Genomic DNA, 16,493 nt, shown 5'->3' with positions numbered 1-16,493 from the left:
CACGGCGGGGTACCGCCGTGCACCGTCATCTGCGATCACGATCCGGGAACGGGAGCGGGGTGGGTCAGCGCGCGACCAGGTCGATCCGGCACTGGGCCACCGGGTCGGTGCCGGCCGGCACCTGCACGGCGGGCCGGACCGGCGCCACGGCCGTGATCTCGAAGGCGCCGGTGAGGGCGACCCCGCCGCCCGCCTCGGCCGGGCGCGCCGCGACGTGCGCGGCGTCGGCGCCCTGGATGGTCAGCACCGCGTCCGCGGCGGCGCTGTCGGCGCCGGGGCAGCTGTAGTTGCGCACGACCACCGTGGCGGGCCGCGCCGCCGGGTCGCCGCCGGTGAGCGCGGCCTGGTCGATCTGCACCTGGAGGTCCACCTGGCCCTGCGCGAGCGTGGAGCCGCGGAAGGAGTCGGGGTACGAGACGAGCGTCGCGACCAGCCCGCTCGCGTCCACGTCGTTGCGCACCACCCGATCGACGTCTTTCGCGAACAGGCCGCGCGCGACGCCGGTCAGGGCGAGGGCGAGCAGCAGGACGACCACGATGACGACGGCCGCCACGATCCCGAGGATCGTGCGCGACTTCCCTTGCTGCGGCGTGCGTTCCTGCACGGACATACCTGGCCCCCGAGCGATGCGATCCGACCTGTCACTGCTCGATCGGCGCGACGCCACCGGGTGTTAGCGCCGTTCGCCCGAACGAGTGATCAACGTGGCGGCGGCGTCCCCGAACGCCGTGTGCCCAGGGCGGACGGTGGACCTCGTGACAGCGGTCACCGAGGCGTGTGGTTGCATGTCTGTCCTGGTCGGGCGGCGGGGGCGGACTCATCAGCGCGGTGATCGAACCGAGGGCGACGGCGGACGCCGTCTCGTCGATCCCGCGCGCGGACGACCGTGCACCGACCCGCTGGAACCTCGTCGCGCTGGGCGCCACGACGGCCGTCTTCGCCGTCCTCGTGTGGCACCGGCGCTGGATCAGCGACGACGGCCTCATCGTGCTGCGGACGGTCCGCCAGCTCGCCGCCGGCCAGGGGCCGGTGTTCAACGCCGGCGAGCGCGTCGAGGCCAACACCTCGACCCTGTGGACCGCGCTGCTCGCCCTGCCCGGGCTGCTGCCGGGCCAGGTGCTGAACTGGGCCGCCGTCGTCCTGGGCCTGGTCCTGTCCGTCGCCGGGCTCGCGCTCGGGCTCGACGGTGCCCGCCGGCTGTTCGGTGCGCCGCCGCGGATGGTCCCGTTCGGCGCTCTGCTGGTCGTGGCGATGCCGCCGTTCTGGGATTTCGGGACCTCCGGGCTCGAGACCGGGCTGATCATCGGCTGGCTCGGCCTCACGTGGTGGCTGCTGGTGCGCCGGCTCGACCCGGGCCGGCCACGGGAGGCCTGGTGGCTCGCGGTCGTGCTGGGTCTCGCCCCGCTCGTGCGGCCGGACCTGGCCCTGGTGGCGCTGGTGATGGCCGTCGTCGTGGTCGCGATCGAGGCGCGGCACGGCTGGTGGCGCCTCGCCGGGCTCGCCGGCGCGGCCGTGGCGCTGCCCGTTGCGTACGAGATCTTCCGGGCGGGCTACTACGGCCTGCTCGTGCCCTCGACCGCGCTCGCCAAGGAGGCGTCCGCCCCCCGGTGGGAGCAGGGCCTGCACTATCTCGACGACCTCGTCGGGACCTACGTGCTGTGGGTCCCGCTCGCGGTCCTCGCGGTGGTGGGCATGGCCCTGGCCCTCGGGTCGCCGTCCCGGGGGACGGGCCCCGCGCGACGCCCGACGACCCTGGCCGTCGCCGCCGCGCCGCCGGTCGCCGCCCTGCTGCTGACCCTCTACGTCACGCGCGTCGGCGGCGACTTCATGCACGCGCGGATGCTGCTGCCGGCGCTGTTCTGCCTGGTGCTGCCCGTCCTGGCGGTCCCGCTGCGCCGCGACCTCCTGCCGGCGCTCATGGTGCTGGGCGTGTGGGCGCTCGTCTGCGTGGCCGGGCTGCGTCCCGACTACGGCGAGGAGCTCGGCCCGAACTTCATCGCCAACGAGCGCATGTACTACGTGAACATCACGCGCTCGCCGCACCCGATCACCACCGACGACTACCTCGGGCACCCCGTCGCCCCCGACGGCGCGGCGACGGTCGCCGCGGCGCCGCCCGGCACGTTCGTGCTGCGCGGGGCACAGGACGACTGGTCGCTGTTCCGCGAGGCCCCCGGCGTCCCGTCGACGATCGTCTGGCTCAATCTCGGTGTCACCGGCGAGCTGGCCCCGCTCGACGTCCGTGTGCACGACGCGGTCGGTCTGACCAACCCGCTGGCCGCGCACTCGACGAGCGTGCCCGACGGCCGGATCGGTCACGACAAGGAGCTGCCGCCGTACTGGGACCTCGCCGACGCCGGCGTCACCGATCCGCAGTGGCTCGACCCCGGCGAGCTCGCGGCGGCCCGGGCCGCCGTCGCCTGCCCCCGCACCCAGGAGATGCTGGCTTCGGTCCGGGAGCCCCTCACCGCCGCGCGGTTCTGGGAGAACCTCACCGGCGCGTGGGAGCGCACGTCCTACCGGTACCCGCGCATCCCGTCCGAGGCGGCGGACTGCCGCACCGGCTGAGTCAGGACGGGACGAAGCGCACCCGGAACATCGAGGGCCAGTACTTGCCGGTCAGCAGGAACTGATCGGTCCCCGGCACGGCGGCGATGCCGTTGAGCACGGCCTCGGGGTCGTCCGGGCGCTGCCCGGGCCGGAGCAGGCCGGCGGCGTCGACGACCGCGGTGACCCGCCCCGAGCCCGGGTCGATAAGGACGAGGCGGTCGGTGTGCCAGACGTTCGCCCACACGCCGTCGGCGGTGCACTCGAGCTCGTTGAGCCGGTCCACCGGCACGTCGGCGGCCGTCACCCGCACCGTGCCGACCGGCGCGAAGGAGGCCGGGTCGCGGAACACCAGCTCGTCGGTGCCGTCGCTCGTGACCACGCGCGTCCCGTCGTGGCACGCACCCCAACCCTCGCGCTCGAGCGGGACGGTGCGCCGGATCGCCCACGTCGCGGGGTCGCGCTCGTAGGCGATCCCGTCGCGGTAGGTCAGCTGCCAGAGCGTCGTCGGGGACGCGGTGACGCCCTCCCCGTAGACCGCCGGCGGCAGCGGCTCGGCGCGACGGACCGCGCCCGTGACCGGGTCGAGCGCGCGGAGCTGGGAGCGCCCGGTCAGCCCGGTGCCCTCCAGCACCGCGTCGCCGTCGATCTCGAGGCCCTCGGTGTACGCCGTCGGGTCGTGCGGGACCACGGCCAGGACCTCGGGGCGCAGCGTCGCGACGCCCACCGCGCGCAGGCGGGGCGGGTCGTCGAGCACCGACGGCCCCGCCCGGGGCATCGCGGACACCCCCACGACGACGAGCCAGGCGACGACGAGCGCTGCGGCGCAGGCCAGGCCGGCCCACCGCAGCGTCGGCGTCACGCGGACGACCGGAGCGGGGTCACCAGCCGCGCTCGCGCCATTCGGAGAGCTTCGGGCGCTCGGCACCGAGCGTCGTGTCGTCGCCGTGACCCGGGTACACGTGCGTGTCGTCGCCGAGCTGCCCGAACACCTTCGCCTCGAGGTCGTCCATCAGCGACGCGAACTCGGCGGGCCCCGCGGTCTTGCCCGGACCGCCGGGGAAGAGCGAGTCGCCGGTGAACAGGTGCCCCGCACCGTCCGGGTCGCGGTAGAGCAGCGCGATCGAGCCGGGGGTGTGGCCATCGAGATGGATGATCTCGACCTGCGCGCCGCCGAACCGCACGGAGTCGCCGTCGCCGACGGTGTGGTCCGGGGCCACCGGCAGCTCGGGGGCGTCGGCCTCCCCGGCGTAGGTGGCGGGGGAGAGGGCGCGCACCGCGTCCTCCAGGGACTGGATGTGGTCCCAGTGCTTGTGGGTGGTCGCGAGGCTCGTCACCTTGCCGCGGTCGGCGACCGTGTCGACGGTGTCGAGCAGGCGGTCGGTCTCGTTGGCGGCGTCGATCAGCAGCGCCTCGCCGGAGCCGTGGTCGACCAGCAGGTAGGCGTTGTTGTCCATCGGCCCGACCGACACCTTGGTGATCGAGACGTCCTTCAGGTCGCGCCGGGCGGCGGGGCCGCCGGGCTCGACGTGGCCGGTGTAGTCGTCGAGGAGGTCCACGGCCGGGAGCCTAGTGGCGTCAGGGCCGCACCGGCTTGTGGCCGGCGCGGCGCAACGCGTCCGGGCTCAGGGCCTCGCCGCAGCTCTCGCAGCGCGGGAGCTCGTCCTCGGCCATCACCACCTCGCGGTGCCGGCACTCGGGGCGCTCGCCGCTCCAGCCCGAGCGCGACCGCAACCGCGCCAGGTCCGCCGGGTCGATACCGCTCATGGCTCCATGGTGCCCGTCAGGGCGTCCGGGACGGATCGCGGCCGGCCAGCGCCACGACCCTGTCGAGCAGCGGCGCGTCCGGGGCGACGTCGACGGCCGGCCCGAAGGCACCCATCTGCCGGCCGAGCGGGGTCAGCTGGGTGAGCGCCTCGTGCACCTCCGCGAGCAGGGCGTCGTCCCACGTCACGGGCCGGTTCATCCCCGTCGCGAGGTCCCAGCCGTGCAGCACGAGCTCGCAGAGCGCCATCGTGCCGACCACCGCGGACGGGATCTCCGAGCTGGTCATCGTGGTCGTGCCCGTCCAGGACCGCGGGTCGCTCCAGACGGCGACGAGGTCGTCGCGCTCGGCGCCGAGGACGGTGGGCCAGTCGTCGCCGAGGGCGCGGGACGTGGGCTCGGGCGGGGTGCCGCGGCCGGCGCCGGCGAGGACCGGCGTCCAGGTGAGCAGGTGCTCGCCGAGGTCGCGGACGGTCCAGCCCTCGCAGGGCACGGGCGCGTCGGGGTCGCCGGCGGCGTCGGCGACGAGCTCCTCGTGCGGGGCGGCAGCGGCGACGATGAGGTGCGGGCGGGCCGCGAAGTCGGGGAACACGGCGAGGACGCTAGTGAGGTCCGGTCGGCCGGTCATGGAGGAACGCGACACCGTGGACGAGCGCGATCCCCGCGAGCTCGGCGGGCACTGGCGCACGGCGCAGCGGATCGCCGTGCACGAGCCGGACCCGGACCTCGCGCCGTGGGTCGAGCGGATCTGGACGGCGTCGTGGGACTACGCCGAGCCCTACGCTCAGAAGATCGTCCCGCTGCCGCAGGTGCACATCTCGGTCATCGGAGGCGGCACGCAGCACAGCGGAGCTGCCGCGCCGGAGGCGGGATACGGCGGACCCCGTGTCGTCGGGCCGCGCAGCCGGCACATGGTGCGCGAGCTCGTCGGCCGGGACTCGGTCGTCGGCGCGGCGTTCCGGCCCGGCGTGTTCCGGGCGTGGGCCGACCGCCCCGTCGGGCGGTTGGTCGACCGCGAGCTGGACGCGGCCGACGTCCCGGGCCTCGGCGGCGTCTGGTGCGGGGACATGGGCGCCTGGCTGCGCGCGCGACGGCCCGCCGACGGTCCCGGTGCGGCGGCCCGGGAGGCGGGGGAGCTGGTCGCGCACGTCGCCGCCGACCCGACGATCGCGCGGGTCGACCGCCTCGCCGCGGCGGCCGGGCTGGGGATGCGGACCCTGCAGCGCCTGTTCGCCGAGCACGTCGGGCCCAGCCCGAAGTGGGTGATCCGCCGTTACCGGCTCCAGGAGGTCGTCGAGCGCCTGGAGACGGGCGGGCCGGAGGTCGACTGGGCGGACCTCGCCGCGACCCTGGGGTACGCCGACCAGGGCCACCTGTCGCGCGACTTCACCGACCTCTTCGGCGAACCGCCGACCTGGTACGCGCGCCGCTACCCGCGATCACCAGTGCGATAGGCACCTCGCCGGCGCCGTCGAGGTGCGTTTCGCGCTGCTGATCATGTGAGCGCCCGCCCCCGGAGATCACGGGCGCGCTGTCCACCCGCGCGCCGCGGGCGGCGTGCACCACGCGCTCCTGATCACCACGCCGAGACGCCCGAGCCCGTCCGGACCCCCACGGACCGGGCGGCGGGAACACCGGGACCGGTGCCGACGTTGCGACGACCGGCGCAGCGGTCACGCGACCGTCGCGACGCCCTCCCCGCCGCCCGGTGCTCGTCGTCCGTCGCACCCCGTCCGGCGCCCCGACCGCGGGCGGCCCGGCCGTTGTCGGGGGTCGCTCCTAGCATGGAGTGCACCGGGGGACGAGGCATCCGATGGCGTGTGTTCCGAACCCCGGCGCGTCTCGCCCCGAGCCAGGAGGCCCCGCACGTGGTCGATCGTCTCGTCGTCCAGGGCGCCCGTGAGCACAACCTCACGGGCGTCGACCTCGACCTGCCCCGCGACAGCCTGGTCGTGTTCACCGGGCTGTCCGGATCCGGCAAGTCGAGCCTGGCGTTCGACACGATCTTCGCCGAGGGCCAGCGGCGCTACGTCGAGTCGCTCTCGGCGTACGCGCGCCAGTTCCTGGGGCAGATGGACAAGCCCGACGTCGACTTCATCGAGGGCCTCTCGCCCGCGGTCTCGATCGACCAGAAGTCCACGAGCCGCAACCCGCGCTCGACCGTGGGGACCATCACCGAGGTCTACGACTACCTGCGCCTGCTCTACGCCCGGGCCGGCACGCCGCACTGCCCGACGTGTGGCGAGATCATCTCGAAGCAGACGCCGCAGCAGATCGTCGACCAGGTGCTCGAGATGGAGCCCGGCCGGCGGTTCCAGGTCCTCGCGCCGGTGATCCGCGGGCGCAAGGGCGAGTACGTCGACCTGTTCAGCCAGCTCCAGGGCCAGGGCTACTCCCGCGTGCTGGTCGACGGCACGGTGTATCCGCTCTCCGAGCCGCCGACGCTGAAGAAGCAGGAGAAGCACGACATCGCGGTGGTGGTCGACCGCCTGTCGGTGAAGTCCAGCGCCAAGCAGCGCCTCACCGACTCGGTCGAGACCGCGCTGCGCCTGGCCGAGGGCATCCTCGTGCTCGACTTCGTCGACCTCCCCGACGACGACCCGGACCGCGAGCGCCGGTTCTCCGAGCGCATGGCCTGCCCCAACGGCCACCAGCTCCAGGTCGACGACCTCGAGCCCCGCGCCTTCTCCTTCAACTCGCCCTACGGCGCGTGCCCGACGTGCGTCGGGCTGGGCATCAAGAAGGAGGTCGACCCCGAGCTGCTGGTGCCCGACGACGAGCTCTCGCTCGCCGACGGTGCCATCGCGCCCTGGGCGATCGGGCAGTCCGCCGAGTACTTCACGCGGCTGCTCACCGCGCTCTCCGAGCAGGTCGGCTTCCGCATGGACACCCCGTGGCGCAAGCTGCCGGCGCGGGTCCAGAAGGCGGTGCTGCACGGTTCGGAAGACCAGGTGCACGTGCGCTACCGCAACCGCTACGGCCGCGAGCGCTCGTACTACGCCTCGTTCGAGGGCGTGGTGCCGTTCCTCGAGCGCCGGCTCGACCAGGCCGAGTCCGACAGCGCCCGCGAGCGCTACGAGGGCTACATGCGCGACGTGCCGTGCCCGGCGTGCGGAGGCACGCGCCTCAAGCCGGAGATCCTCGCCGTGACGCTGCGGCACGAGACCCTCGGCGACCGCTCGATCGCCGAGGTCTGCGCGCTGTCGGTGGCCGACTGCGCCGCGTTCATGACGGGCCTCGTCCTCGGCCACCGCGAGCAGGTCATCGCCGGCGCCGTGCTCAAGGAGATCGGTGCCCGGCTGGGGTTCCTCCTCGACGTCGGGCTCGACTACCTGTCGCTGGCGCGCGCCGCGGCCACGCTCTCCGGCGGCGAGGCCCAGCGCATCCGGCTGGCGACGCAGATCGGGTCCGGTCTCGTCGGCGTGCTCTACGTCCTCGACGAGCCCTCGATCGGGCTGCACCAGCGCGACAACCGGCGGCTGATCGACACGCTGTCCCGGCTGCGCGACCTCGGCAACACCCTCATCGTCGTCGAGCACGACGAGGACACCGTGCGGGCGTCCGACTGGGTGGTCGACATCGGTCCGGGCGCCGGCGAGCACGGCGGGAAGGTCGTCTACTCCGGGCCGGTCGCCGGGCTCGAGCGGAGCGAGGAGTCGCTGACCGGTGCCTACCTCGCGGGCCGGGAGGAGATCCCGGTGCCGCGGATCCGGCGCCCGGTCGACAAGAAGCGGCAGGTCAGCGTCATCGGCGCCCGCGAGCACAACCTGCACGACGTCGACGTCTCGTTCCCCCTGGGCTGCCTCGTGTCGATCACCGGGGTGTCCGGGTCGGGCAAGTCGACGCTGGTCAACGACATCCTGGCCACGGTGCTGGCCAACAAGCTGAACAAGGCCCGCCAGGTCCCGGGCCGCCACACCCGGGTCACCGGCACGGAGCACCTCGACAAGCTGGTCCGGGTCGACCAGTCGCCGATCGGGCGCACGCCACGGTCCAACCCGGCGACCTACACCGGCGTGTGGGATCACATGCGCAAGCTCTTCGCCGCCACCAACGAGGCGAAGGTGCGCGGCTACGGGCCCGGGCGCTTCTCGTTCAACGTCAAGGGCGGGCGCTGCGAGGCGTGTGCGGGCGACGGCACGATCCGCATCGAGATGAACTTCCTGCCCGACGTGTACGTGCCGTGCGAGGTCTGCAAGGGCGCGCGGTACAACCGCGAGACCCTCGAGGTGCACTACAAGGGCAAGAACGTGGCCGAGGTCCTCGACATGCCGATCGAGGAGGCCGCCGAGTTCTTCAAGCCGATCGGCGCGATCCACCGTCACCTGCAGACGCTCACCGAGGTGGGCCTGGGCTACGTCCGGCTCGGCCAGCCGGCCCCGACGCTCTCGGGCGGCGAGGCGCAGCGGGTGAAGCTGGCGTCCGAGCTGCAGAAGCGCTCCGCCGGGCGGACGCTCTACATCCTCGACGAGCCCACCACCGGCCTGCACTTCGAGGACATCCGCAAGCTGCTCGGCGTGATCAACGGCCTGGTCGACAAGGGCAACACCGTGCTCGTCATCGAGCACAACCTCGACGTCATCAAGGTGTCCGACTGGGTCGTCGACATGGGTCCCGAGGGCGGCAACAACGGCGGCACCGTCGTCGCCCAGGGCACGCCGGAGCAGATCGCGGCGGTGCCCGAGAGCTACACGGGCCAGTTCCTGACCAAGCTCGTCGAGCCCGACGCCGGCCCCGTCCGCAAGAGCCGCGCGAAGAAGGCCGGCTGACGCCCACCGCGCCCGATCCCGGGGCGACGGCAAGGAACACCGCAGGGCAGTGGTAGCGTTACACCTCGAGCGACCAGCTCGGTGGGTGCAGCGCGTCCGTCGAGCGGCAAGTGGAGCCCCGGCTCCCACCCGTCCGCCGTCCAGGTGAGCGGGTCCGGTCCAGCCGCCTCGGGCGAGTCCCGCGGCGGAGGTGTCCGTGCAGGTGGGACGCCGGATCGGTCGACCGTGGGCCCCGACGCCAGGCATGGCGCGGGGCCCGACGTTCATCGGGGCTCCGGGTGCCGGGTCGCAGCGACACAGTCACGGACCCGAGGAGAGCTCATCAGCACAGAGACCCGCATCAACGAGCGCATCCGCGTTCCCGAGGTGCGACTGGTCGGCCCCAACGGGGAGCAGGTCGGGATCGTCCGTATCGAGGACGCTCTGCGCCTGGCCCGCGAGGCCGACCTCGACCTGGTCGAGGTGGCCGCCCAGGCCCGCCCGCCGGTCTGCAAGCTCATGGACTACGGCAAGTTCAAGTACGAGAGCGCGCAGAAGGCCCGCGAGTCGCGGCGCAACCAGCAGCAGACGGTGATCAAGGAGCAGAAGCTCCGGCCGAAGATCGACCCGCACGACTACGAGACGAAGAAGGGTCACGTGACCCGCTTCCTCGGGCAGGGTCACAAGGTCAAGGTCACCATCATGTTCCGCGGCCGCGAGCAGTCGCGCCCGGAGCTGGGCTTCCGCCTGCTGCAGCGCCTCGCCGAGGACGTCGGTGAGCTGGGCTACGTCGAGGCCACGCCGAAGCAGGACGGCCGCAACATGACGATGGTCCTGGCGCCGAACAAGAAGCCGCAGAAGGCCCCGCGCGCCAACCAGGAATCCCAGCAGGAAGCAGCGGAGCCGGCCCCCGAGCCGGCCGGCTGAGCTGGCGCACGACCGGCCGCACCCGCCCCCGGGGTGGGCGCGGCCGGGTACCCGGGCGCCCGTACCGTCGCTCCCCGAGCGACAGCGCGGACGTCGACCACCCCCGGCAGGAGACGGAGCGCAGCGGAGCTCGACCATCGGCTCCGGAGCCCCGGCTCCGCACGAGGAACCCAAGGACTGGACATGCCGAAGAACAAGACCCACAGCGGCGCCAAGAAGCGCATCAAGGTGACCGGGTCCGGCAAGCTGCTGCGCGAGAAGGCGGGCAAGCGCCACCTGCTGGAGAAGAAGTCCAGCCACAAGACCCGTGAGCTCTCCGGCAACGAGAACGTCGCGCCGCAGGACGCCGGGCGCGTGAAGCGCCTGCTCGGCGGACTCTGACCACCTACCGGCCCCGCCGACCCACCCCGGGCGGACGCTCGTCCGCTCCCTGATCAGATCGAAGGCAGGACCACGTGGCACGCGTGAAGCGCGCGGTCAACGCGCAGAAGAAGCGTCGCACCACCCTGGAGATGGCCAGCGGCTACCGCGGTCAGCGCTCCCGGCTCTACCGCAAGGCCAAGGAGCAGACGCTCCACTCGCTGACCTACGCCTACCGGGACCGCAAGCAGCGCAAGGGCGACTTCCGGCAGCTGTGGATCACCCGCATCAACGCGGCGGCCCGCGCCAACGACATGACCTACAACCGGTTCATGCAGGGGCTGAAGCTCGCGGGCGTCGAGGTCGACCGCAAGAACCTCGCGGAGATCGCTGTGTCCGACCCGGCCGCGTTCACCGCGCTGGTCGAGGTCGCCCGCGCCGCGGTCCCGGCCGACCCGAACAAGAAGGACAGCGCGGCCTGAGCCAGGCGCTCCTCACCGAACGCACGCCGCGCGTCGCGGCAGCTCGCAAGCTGCTGCGGCGCGCGGCGCGTGTCGAGGCCGGGCGGTTCCTCGTCGAGGGCGTCCGGCCCGTGCACGAGGCGCTGACCTGGGCCGAGGAGGGCCCGGGCCGCCTGTACGACCTCTTCCTCACCGACGCCGTCGCCGACCGGGACCCCGCGCTGGAGGACCGGGCGAGGGCGCTCGACGTCCGCGTCGCCCGCGTGACCGACAAGGCCGCGGCCGGCCTCTCGGACACCGTCACCCCGCAGGGCGTGGCCGCCGTGTGCTCGACGGTCACCGTCGGGCTCGACCAGGCCCTCGGTGCCGCGCCCCGGCTGGTCACGGTGCTCGTCGGCGTCGCCGACCCCGGCAACGCGGGCACGGTCATCCGCACGAGCGACGCCGCGGGCGCCGACGCCGTCGTGCTGGCCGGTGACGCCGTCGACCCGCACAACGGCAAGTGCGTGCGCTCGACGATGGGGAGCCTCTTCCACGTCCCCCTGGCCGCCGAGCGCGACGTCGACGTCGTCGTCACCGCGCTCCGGGAGCGCGGTCTGACCCTGCTCGCCGCGGCCGGCGACGGCGCGACGGTCCTCGACGCCGGCGCGGACGCCCTCCTGCGCGGCCCCACGGCCTGGCTCTTCGGCAGCGAAGCCCACGGCCTCGACGAGCACACCGCCGCCGCGGCCGACCACCGCGTCCGCGTCCCCATCCACGGCCGCGCGGAGAGCCTCAACCTGGCGACGGCGGCCGCCGTGTGCCTCTACGCCTCCGCCCGCGCCCAGCGCTGAGGGCGCTCAGAGCTCGCCGGGCACGGCGAACCGGTAGAAGACACCGCCCGGCGGCGTGGCGCCGAGCAGCAGCCACACCGCGCCCTCGAAGTCCCGGGCGCGCGACAGGTCCCCGACGCGCACCGGCTCGTAGCCGGCGTCGCGGATCAGCGTCTCGGTGACGTCGACGGCCTCGTCGTCGGCGACGTACCAGTTGCTCGGCCGGACCCGCTGCTCGCGCACGCGGTCGAACAGGCTCGCGTAGTTCATGTTGAAGCTCTTGGCCACCGGTCCGCCGGTGACGGCCTTGACCTCCTCGGCGTTCGACGGGACGTCGCCCGCCCGCGCGGGGAAGACGTTCGTCGCGTCGACGACGGTCTTCCCGGCCAGGCCGCTGACCTTCGCCAGGGCGGGGGAGACCTGGTCGCCGGGCACCGCGACGAGGACGACGTCCGCGTCCGACACGTCACCGCCGTCCCGGCCCAGCTCGTCGACGTCGTGGCCCGCCTCGCGCCACAGGCGGGCCAGCCCGCCCCCGATGCTTCCCCGGCCGATCGTCACGATCTTCATCCTCGGTCTCCTCCTCGATGGTTCACGTGTTAACCAGACGCTAGGCCGGGTTGGTTCACACGTCAACCAGGCTCTACGCTGGTGGTGTGGCCGAGACGCGGTGGCTGGACGAGCGCGAGGAGCGGGCCTGGCGCGGCCTCATGGCGATGCAGGTCGACCTCGCCGAGTTCCTCGACCGCCGTCTCCGGACCCGGTGCGGGATGTCGGGCCCGGACTACGAGGTCCTGGCCCACCTCTCGGAGACGCCGGAGGGATGCGTGCGGCCGTTCGTGCTGGGGCGCCACCTCGGCTGGGAGAAGGGCCGCCTCTCCCAGCACCTGGGCCGCATGGAACGCCGTGGCCTCGTGACCCGCGACCCGTGCCCGACCGACCAGCGCGGGGCGATCGTGGCCATCACCCCGCGGGGTCGTGACCTCATCGAGGCGGCCGCCCCTCAGCACGTCGCCGACGTCCGCGAGGCCGTCGTCGACCACCTCACACCGGCCGAGCTGGACGCGCTCGCCGCCATCGGCGAGACGGTCCGCGCCCGGTTGGCCGCGCTCGACGACCGACGCGTGGAGCCCTGAGCCGGGTGCAGGTCGGCAACGGCCTCGACCTGCTCCGATAGGATCGGCCGACACCCGAGAGCAGCAGGAGCGAGACGACCTCGATGTCCGGCACCAACGACCTCTACGACCCCAAGCAGGTCGCGGCGCTCGACCCCGAGACGCTCGACGCCGCGCGGGCGGACGCGACCTCGGCCTTCGCCGGCGCCTCCACCCTCGAGGCGCTCACGGCGCTGAAGCCCGCCCACCTCGGCGACCGCTCGCCGGTGCTCACCGCGCGCCGCGAGATCGGCGCCCTGCCGCCCCAGGCGCGCTCCGAATCGGGCAAGCGGGTCAACGAGGTCCGGGTGGCCATCCAGTCCGCCTACGACGAGCGCCACGAGGTGCTCTCCGCCGAGCGCGACGAGCGGATGCTGGCCGAGGAGGCCGTCGACGTCACGCTGCCCGGCGACCGGCACCCCCGCGGCAGCCGGCACCCGCTGACCCAGCTCTCGGAGCGGATCGCGGACATCTTCGTCGCGATGGGCTACGAGGTGGCCGAGGGCCCCGAGGTCGAGTCGGAGTGGTTCAACTTCGACGCGCTGAACTTCCTGCCCGACCACCCGGCGCGCACGATGCAGGACACCTTCCACGTCGAGCCCGCCGCGGCCCGCCAGGTGCTGCGCACCCACACCTCGCCGGTGCAGATCCGCGCCCTGCTCGAGCGCGACCTGCCCGTCTACGTCGTGTGCCCGGGCCGCACGTTCCGCACCGACGAGCTCGACGCCACCCACACCCCGGTCTTCCACCAGATCGAGGGCCTGGCGATCGACAAGGGCCTGACCATGGCCCACCTCAAGGGCACGCTCGACGCGTTCGCGCGCGCGATGTTCGGTGCGGAGTCGACGATCCGGCTGCGGCCGTCCTACTTCCCGTTCACCGAGCCCTCGGCCGAGCCCGACGTCTGGTTCCCGCAGAAGAAGGGCGGCGCGGGCTGGGTCGAGTGGGGCGGCTGCGGCATGGTCGACCCCAACGTGCTGCGCGCCTGCGGCGTCGACCCGGACGTCTACTCCGGCTTCGCCTTCGGGATGGGGCTGGAGCGCACGCTGATGTTCCGCAACGGCCTGCCCGACATGCGCGACATGGTCGAGGGCGACGTGCGGTTCACCTCCGCGTTCGCCGTCGAGCCGTGATCCCGGCCGAGCCCTGAGCCGACGCCGTCCGCATTCCTGCACCAGAAAGGCCCGGTAAGCCGTGCGTGTCCCCGTCTCGTGGCTCCTCGAGCACGTCGATCTGGCCGATCCGCCGAGCGCCGACGCCGTCGGCGAGGCGCTCATCCGCGTCGGGCTCGAGGTCGAGGACGTCGCCCCGATCCCGGCCAGCACCGGTCCGCTCGTGGTCGGGCGCGTCGCGTCGGTCGAGGAGCTCACCGAGTTCAAGAAGCCGATCCGGTACTGCCGGGTCGACGTGGGGTCGGAGCACAACGACGACGACGGTTCGCGCGGCATCGTCTGCGGCGCGACGAACTTCGCCGAGGACGACCTCGTCGTCGTCGCCCTGCCCGGGGCCGTCCTGCCCGGCGACTTCGCGATCGCCGCGCGGAAGACCTACGGCCACGTCTCCGACGGCATGATCTGCGCGCTCGACGAGCTGGGCCTCGGTGACGACCACAGCGGCATCCTCGTGCTGCCTCCCGGCACGGCCGATCCCGGTGACGACGGCGCGGCGCTGCTCGGGCTGGACGACGCCGTCCTCGACATCGCCGTGACGCCGGACCGCGGGTACTGCCTCTCGGTCCGCGGGCTGGCCCGCGAGCTCGCCTGCGCCCTCGACGCGCCGTACGGCGACCCGGCCCTGCTCGGCCGGGACCTGCCCGCCGAGGACGGGGAGGCCTGGCCGGTCCGCCTCGACCCCTCCTCGCAGTGCCGGCGCTTCGTCGCCCGCCGGGTGACCGACCTCGACCCCACGGCCCCGGCGCCGTGGTGGCTGCGCCGGCGCCTGCTGCTCTGCGGCGTGCGCCCGATCTCGCTGGCCGTCGACGTCACCAACTACGTGATGCTCGAGCTGGGCCAGCCGATGCACGCCTACGACGCCGCCACCGTGCGGGGCGACGTCGTGGTCCGGCGGGCGACCGCGGACGAGAAGATCACCACCCTGGACGACGCGCAGCGCGCGCTCGACGTCGACGACGTCGTCGTCACCGACGACTCCGGGCCCATCGGCCTCGCGGGCGTCATGGGCGGGGCGAGCACCGAGGTCGGTACGGGCACCTCCGACGTCCTCCTCGAGGCGGCGACCTGGGACGCGCCGTCGGTGGCCCGCGCCGCGCGCCGGCACCGGCTGCCGAGCGAGGCCGCCCGCCGGTTCGAGCGCGAGGTCGACCCCGCCGTCGCCCGGGCCGCCACCGACCGCGCGGCGTGGCTGCTCGCGCACTACGGCGGCGCGACGGTGTCGCCCGGCGTCACCGACGAGGGCGGCGTGCCGACCCCGGAGCCGGTCGACATGGCGCTCGACCTGCCCGACCGCGTCGCCGGCACCCGCTACGAGCGGGGCGCCGTGGTGCGCAGGCTGAGCCAGATCGGGTGCGCGGTCGAGGTCGCCGGCGCCGACCCCGCCGGCCAGGGCGGCGCCGGGCTGCGGGCCGTGCCGCCGACCTGGCGCCCCGACCTCACCCGGCCCGCCGACCTCGTCGAAGAGGTCCTGCGCCTCGAGGGGTACGCCGGGATCCCGTCGCAGCTGCCCCTGGCGCGCCCGGGCACCGGCCTCACGCTGGCCCAGCGACGCCGCCGCCAGGTCTCGCGGGCGCTCGCCGACGCCGGCTACGACGAGGTGCTCCCGTCGCCGTTCGTCGCGCCCGCGGTCTTAGACGCGTTCGGTCTCGACGCCGACGACGACCGCCGGAACGCCCTGCGCCTGGCCAACCCGCTCGACGCCGACCGCTCGCTCATGGCGACGACGCTGCTGCCGGGCCTGCTGGACGCCGTGGTCCGCAACGTCTCGCGCGGCCTGCGCGATCTCGCGCTCTACCAGGTCGGCCAGGTGGTCCGCCCCGGTCCGGGCGACCCGCCGGACGCCCCGCTGCTGCCGGTCGACCACCGCCCGGACGACGCGGCGGTCACCGCGGTGCTGGCCGGCCTGCCCGCCCAGCCGCTGCGGGTCGGCGCCGTGCTCGCGGGCGCCTGGGAGCGCGCGGGCTGGTGGGGGCCGGGCCGCCCCGCCGACTGGGCCGACGCCGTCGAGGCCGCCCGGCTCGTCGGGCGGGTGTACGGCGCCGAGCTCACGGTGACCTCCGACGTCCACGCGCCGTGGCACCCCGGTCGCTGCGCCGCCCTGAGCCTCGGCGACACCCTCGTCGGACACGCCGGCGAGCTGCACCCGAAGGTCCTCGAGGCCCTCGGCCTGCCCGCGCGCACGTGCGCGATGGAGCTCGAGCTCGACCGGCTGCCGCTGGCCGAGGACCGCCCGGTGCCCGCGGTGTCGTCGTTCCCGCCGGTGCTGCTCGACGTCGCCCTCGTGCTCGACCAGGACGTGCCGGCGGCGTCGGTGGTCTCCGCACTGCGCGACGGCGGCGGCGACCTCGTCGAGGACGTCCGTCTGTTCGACGTCTACGCCGGTCCCCAGGTCGGCGAGGGCAAGCGCTCGCTCGCCTTCGCCCTGCGCCTGCGTGCACCCGACCGGACGCTGACCCTCGAGGAGGCGTCGGCCCGCCGTGACGCCGCGGTCGCGACCGCGACCGAGCGCGTCGGAGCCCGTCTGCGCTAGGTGCCCTCCGGGCTCGTG

General features: G+C 74.0%; 16 protein-coding genes. 10 read left to right on the top strand and 6 right to left on the bottom strand.

What is annotated here, in order from left to right; translation table 11 throughout:
- Positions 1–64: 64 nt before the first annotated feature.
- Positions 65–604 (bottom strand): hypothetical protein, encoded by a 540-nt coding sequence (locus ACR9E3_RS21895; protein ID WP_460382644.1) that lies wholly within the window; start codon positions 602–604, stop codon positions 65–67.
- 224 nt (positions 605–828) lie between these two features.
- On the opposite strand from ACR9E3_RS21895, the gene ACR9E3_RS21890 reads away from it, so the two are divergent.
- Complete coding sequence (locus tag ACR9E3_RS21890; RefSeq protein ID WP_460382643.1) at positions 829–2,568, top strand: hypothetical protein; 1,740 nt, start codon at positions 829–831, stop codon at positions 2,566–2,568.
- Between the two features lies 1 nt (position 2,569).
- Here the strand turns inward: ACR9E3_RS21890 and ACR9E3_RS21885 are convergent, their stop codons facing one another.
- From ACR9E3_RS21885 to ACR9E3_RS21870, 4 genes are read right to left on the bottom strand one after another with little or no spacing between them, the layout of a single operon-like run.
- Positions 2,570–3,409, bottom strand: a complete 840-nt coding sequence (locus ACR9E3_RS21885; protein WP_460382642.1) for a glutaminyl-peptide cyclotransferase — start codon at positions 3,407–3,409, stop codon at positions 2,570–2,572.
- A gap of 19 nt (positions 3,410–3,428) precedes the next feature.
- Complete coding sequence (locus ACR9E3_RS21880) at positions 3,429–4,106, bottom strand: MBL fold metallo-hydrolase (RefSeq protein WP_460382641.1); 678 nt, start codon at positions 4,104–4,106, stop codon at positions 3,429–3,431.
- 19 nt (positions 4,107–4,125) lie between these two features.
- Positions 4,126–4,314, bottom strand: coding sequence for a hypothetical protein (locus ACR9E3_RS21875; RefSeq protein WP_460382640.1), 189 nt, complete (start codon positions 4,312–4,314; stop codon positions 4,126–4,128).
- Between the two features lie 16 nt (positions 4,315–4,330).
- The gene (locus ACR9E3_RS21870; RefSeq protein WP_460382639.1) at positions 4,331–4,903 is read right to left on the bottom strand and encodes a TIGR03086 family metal-binding protein; all 573 of its coding nucleotides are present in this window, start codon (positions 4,901–4,903) and stop codon (positions 4,331–4,333) included.
- 34 nt (positions 4,904–4,937) lie between these two features.
- On the opposite strand from ACR9E3_RS21870, the gene ACR9E3_RS21865 reads away from it, so the two are divergent.
- The 6 genes from ACR9E3_RS21865 (at position 4,938) to ACR9E3_RS21840 (ending at position 11,640) form a co-directional block, all read left to right on the top strand.
- The gene (locus ACR9E3_RS21865) at positions 4,938–5,765 is read left to right on the top strand and encodes a helix-turn-helix domain-containing protein (protein WP_460382638.1); all 828 of its coding nucleotides are present in this window, start codon (positions 4,938–4,940) and stop codon (positions 5,763–5,765) included.
- A 414-nt stretch (positions 5,766–6,179) separates the two neighbouring features.
- A complete protein-coding gene (uvrA, locus tag ACR9E3_RS21860) occupies positions 6,180–9,080 on the top strand; it encodes an excinuclease ABC subunit UvrA (RefSeq protein ID WP_460382637.1) in 2,901 nt (966 codons plus the stop codon).
- 366 nt (positions 9,081–9,446) lie between these two features.
- Positions 9,447–9,986 (top strand): translation initiation factor IF-3, encoded by a 540-nt coding sequence (gene infC / locus ACR9E3_RS21855; protein WP_460382636.1) that lies wholly within the window; start codon positions 9,447–9,449, stop codon positions 9,984–9,986.
- Positions 9,987–10,169: 183 nt separating this feature from the next.
- The gene (gene rpmI, locus ACR9E3_RS21850) at positions 10,170–10,367 is read left to right on the top strand and encodes a 50S ribosomal protein L35 (RefSeq protein WP_460382635.1); all 198 of its coding nucleotides are present in this window, start codon (positions 10,170–10,172) and stop codon (positions 10,365–10,367) included.
- Between the two features lie 74 nt (positions 10,368–10,441).
- Complete coding sequence (rplT, locus tag ACR9E3_RS21845; protein ID WP_460382634.1) at positions 10,442–10,828, top strand: 50S ribosomal protein L20; 387 nt, start codon at positions 10,442–10,444, stop codon at positions 10,826–10,828.
- On the top strand, positions 10,825–11,640 hold the full coding sequence (locus tag ACR9E3_RS21840; protein ID WP_460382816.1) for a TrmH family RNA methyltransferase: 816 nt from the start codon (positions 10,825–10,827) through the stop codon (positions 11,638–11,640). Before rplT ends, ACR9E3_RS21840 begins: the two co-directional genes overlap by 4 nt.
- Positions 11,641–11,646: 6 nt before the next feature.
- Here the strand turns inward: ACR9E3_RS21840 and ACR9E3_RS21835 are convergent, their stop codons facing one another.
- Positions 11,647–12,189, bottom strand: a complete 543-nt coding sequence (locus tag ACR9E3_RS21835) for an NADPH-dependent F420 reductase (protein WP_460382633.1) — start codon at positions 12,187–12,189, stop codon at positions 11,647–11,649.
- Positions 12,190–12,275: 86 nt separating this feature from the next.
- Between ACR9E3_RS21835 and ACR9E3_RS21830 the strand changes: the two genes are divergently transcribed.
- The 3 genes from ACR9E3_RS21830 (at position 12,276) to pheT (ending at position 16,475) form a co-directional block, all read left to right on the top strand.
- Positions 12,276–12,755, top strand: a complete 480-nt coding sequence (locus ACR9E3_RS21830; RefSeq protein ID WP_460382632.1) for a MarR family winged helix-turn-helix transcriptional regulator — start codon at positions 12,276–12,278, stop codon at positions 12,753–12,755.
- Between the two features lie 83 nt (positions 12,756–12,838).
- Complete coding sequence (pheS, locus tag ACR9E3_RS21825; protein WP_460382631.1) at positions 12,839–13,906, top strand: phenylalanine--tRNA ligase subunit alpha; 1,068 nt, start codon at positions 12,839–12,841, stop codon at positions 13,904–13,906.
- A 61-nt stretch (positions 13,907–13,967) separates the two neighbouring features.
- Complete coding sequence (pheT, locus tag ACR9E3_RS21820; RefSeq protein ID WP_460382630.1) at positions 13,968–16,475, top strand: phenylalanine--tRNA ligase subunit beta; 2,508 nt, start codon at positions 13,968–13,970, stop codon at positions 16,473–16,475.
- Positions 16,476–16,493: the final 18 nt, after the last annotated feature.

This window comes from Actinomycetospora sp. C-140 (genome assembly GCF_054796175.1).
Note: the sequence above shows the minus strand (reverse complement) of the source record. Positions and strands in the feature narration are given on the sequence as shown.

Excerpts from the sequence above, each read along its gene's own strand:
- ACR9E3_RS21875 (WP_460382640.1), bottom strand. The coding sequence starts at position 4,314 with ATGAGCGGTATCGACCCGGCGGACCTGGCGCGGTTGCGGTCGCGCTCG.
- ACR9E3_RS21865 (WP_460382638.1), top strand. The coding sequence starts at position 4,938 with ATGGAGGAACGCGACACCGTGGACGAGCGCGATCCCCGCGAGCTCGGC.
- rpmI (WP_460382635.1), top strand. The coding sequence starts at position 10,170 with ATGCCGAAGAACAAGACCCACAGCGGCGCCAAGAAGCGCATCAAGGTG.
- ACR9E3_RS21835 (WP_460382633.1), bottom strand. The coding sequence starts at position 12,189 with ATGAAGATCGTGACGATCGGCCGGGGAAGCATCGGGGGCGGGCTGGCC.
- pheS (WP_460382631.1), top strand. The coding sequence starts at position 12,839 with ATGTCCGGCACCAACGACCTCTACGACCCCAAGCAGGTCGCGGCGCTC.